This is a genomic window from Vibrio sp. V43_P6S15P86 (assembly GCF_009904725.1).
GTDB lineage: Bacteria > Pseudomonadota > Gammaproteobacteria > Enterobacterales > Vibrionaceae > Vibrio > Vibrio diabolicus.
Map to the genome: position 1 here is coordinate 1 of NZ_WXWT01000066.1, position 2737 is coordinate 2737.

Annotated in this window: 2 protein-coding genes; both read right to left on the minus strand. The window is 42.6% G+C overall.

Annotated elements, in window-relative coordinates:
* Positions 1-22 precede the first annotated feature (22 nt).
* Positions 23-1195 (minus strand): MFS transporter, encoded by a 1173-nt coding sequence (locus CAG69_RS03010; protein ID WP_161442664.1) that lies wholly within the window; start codon positions 1193-1195, stop codon positions 23-25.
* 142 nt (positions 1196-1337) lie between these two features.
* Positions 1338-2390, minus strand: a complete 1053-nt coding sequence (gene aroG, locus CAG69_RS03015; RefSeq protein ID WP_005396134.1) for a 3-deoxy-7-phosphoheptulonate synthase AroG — start codon at positions 2388-2390, stop codon at positions 1338-1340.
* Between the last annotated feature and the right edge of the window lie 347 nt (positions 2391-2737).

Below are 2737 nucleotides of genomic sequence, written 5' to 3' on the forward strand. Positions count from 1 at the left end.
GGGCTATGTATAGAAGATCTAATCAAGCAGTTTGGGATTCCGTTTCTTTGTTCGTTTTCAAAGCAAACATCACGATGACGAGTAACACAAAAGGAAGAACGTACAAATTAAGGTTTTGCCAACCTACGGTGGATTCAAGCCAGCCAGATAGTAATGCAGTGATAGTGACACAACTGAACACGAAGAATTCATTAAACGCTTGAGCCTTGCTCCTGTTTTTCGCTTCATAGCTTTGACTAAATAACCCAGTTGCCGCGATAAACATAAAGTTCCAACCAACGCCTAACAGAACTAAAGCAAGACTAAAGTGCCAAATGGACACTCCGTGTATGTTAATTCCAATACAAGCAACAAATAGCAATCCACCGGCTAAAATCATATTCTTCGCGCCAAACCGCTCTATCAAGCGTCCCGTGACAAACGCCGGTGCAAACATGCCCAGCACATGCCATTCGATCACTCCTGCCGCTTTGTCAAAATCAAAGCCACAACCAATCATCGCCAGAGGCGTTGCTGTCATTAAAATGTTCATCACCGCATACGCAACCATTGCGGCGATAACCGCTAGCATGAAATTAGGTCGACGGATAATATGCCCCACTTTATCCGCTTTAGTATGTAGAACTTGCGTGTGTGCTGGTGGAAAACGAATCGTTTGCAGCACGATCAACGCAGTTATATAAAGTCCAATAAGCACGGCAAAAGCACTAATGTACAAACCATCATCTGACCATTGCTGTGAATACACCGCCAAATTAGGGCCAAGTATCGCCGCTAGTACCCCTCCCGCCATAGATATCGAAATCGCCCTGTGTCTTGCCGACTCTTCACACACTTCAATGGCAGCAAACCTGTATAGAGTACCGAAACCTATACCAACACCAAGCAAAAACGTAGACATGCAGAACAGATAGAAGTTTTGTTGACTTAATGCATACGTCGCTAGACTAGCACCCAAAATGCCAATAACATTACCGAGACTAAACCCAAGTCGACGTCCCAACTTGCCCATAATTAATGATGCTGGGATCGTCGCAGCCATCAGTCCTAAAAATTGCAGCGCAACGGGCAACGTAATAAAATTTGATGACGGCGCAAGTGTTTTGCCAATAAGGGCAATAACAGATATGAGTAAAATATTCCCTGTCATTAATAGGGCTTGGCAAAGGGATAATAGCCATACATTACGATTCAATTCCAAATTCCTTTTGGTTACAGCGCATACAGATAACATATAGGAAAGCAGAAACAATAGAAAGAGATGCGAGTAATTCTCAATAAAAAAGAGCCAGAGGCACAATGCCTCTGGCTCTTTAAAAAAGTTCTTTCTGTTGAGCTTATTTGTTACGGCGCGCTTTTACTGCATCTGAAAGCTGACGAAGTACGGTTTCCGTATCTTCCCAACCGATACATGCATCGGTAATCGACTGACCATAAGTGGCCGCTTTGCCATCTACTAGGTCTTGGCGACCTTCAACTAAATGAGACTCAATCATCACACCAAAAATTGCTTCTTCACCACCAGCGATTTGCTCTGATACGTCATCAGATACCAACATTTGACGTTTGAACTGCTTCGAGCTGTTAGCGTGGCTAAAATCAATCATCACTTTTTTCGGTAGCCCTGCGCCGTCTAACTCGTCTTTAATTTGAGCAACATGCGCTGCACTGTAGTTTGGCTCTTTACCACCACGGAGAATGATATGGCAATCAGGATTGCCAGCGGTTTCTACGATCGCAGAATGACCGTATTTTGTTACTGATAAGAAGTGGTGAGAAGCACTTGCAGAACGAATCGCATCGCTCGCGATCTTAATGTTCCCGTCTGTACCATTTTTAAAACCAACAGGACAAGAAAGACCAGAAGCAAGCTCACGGTGAACCTGAGATTCTGTCGTACGAGCACCGATAGCCCCCCAACTGATCAGATCCGCCACGTACTGGGGCGTGATCATATCTAAGAACTCACTCGCGGTCGGCAAGCCCATATCGGTAAGATCAAGAAGAAGCTTACGTCCAATACGCAGACCATCATTCAGCTTGTAGGTATCATTTAGGTAAGGGTCGTTGATCAGACCTTTCCATCCTACCGTTGTGCGCGGTTTCTCAAAATAAACTCGCATCACAACTTCTAGTTGTTCACCAAGTTCATCACGTAATACTTTTAGCTTTTTACCATATTCAACCGCAGCAGCAGGATCGTGAATGGAACACGGGCCAACAATTACAAGTAATCGGTCATCTTTTCCTTCAAGAATATTGTGAATGGCATTACGGCAATCAAAAGTGGTCGAAGAAGCGGTTTCAGTCGCTGGGAACTTCTCTAATACTGCTACAGGTGGCAATAACTCTTTTACTCTATTTATTCTTACATCATCAGTTTGAAACATTACTTCTACTTCCTGGTTTTTATTTCCGACCCAATTTTTTGCCAACTGAACTCATTGCAACATTGTTCACAAAGCGAGCAGCATCAAGGGCTCTGGTCATTTTCTGTCTAGCGTTTAAGTAACTTATCGGCTTAGGCGTAGACTTGCAATCAGTTTTTGCAAATAAATGCAAATAAAAACCACCTGTTAACCACCGCGCACAATGTAAAATAAAGTTTACGAAAAAAAGTTCAAAATAATCATCAATTTTCTTATGACCCTAAAAATCTTTACTACAATGTAAGAAATATCAGAAGTTTGTGAGGTGTTATTGGTTAGTAAATGTTGATCAAGTTCAAAGATATTGT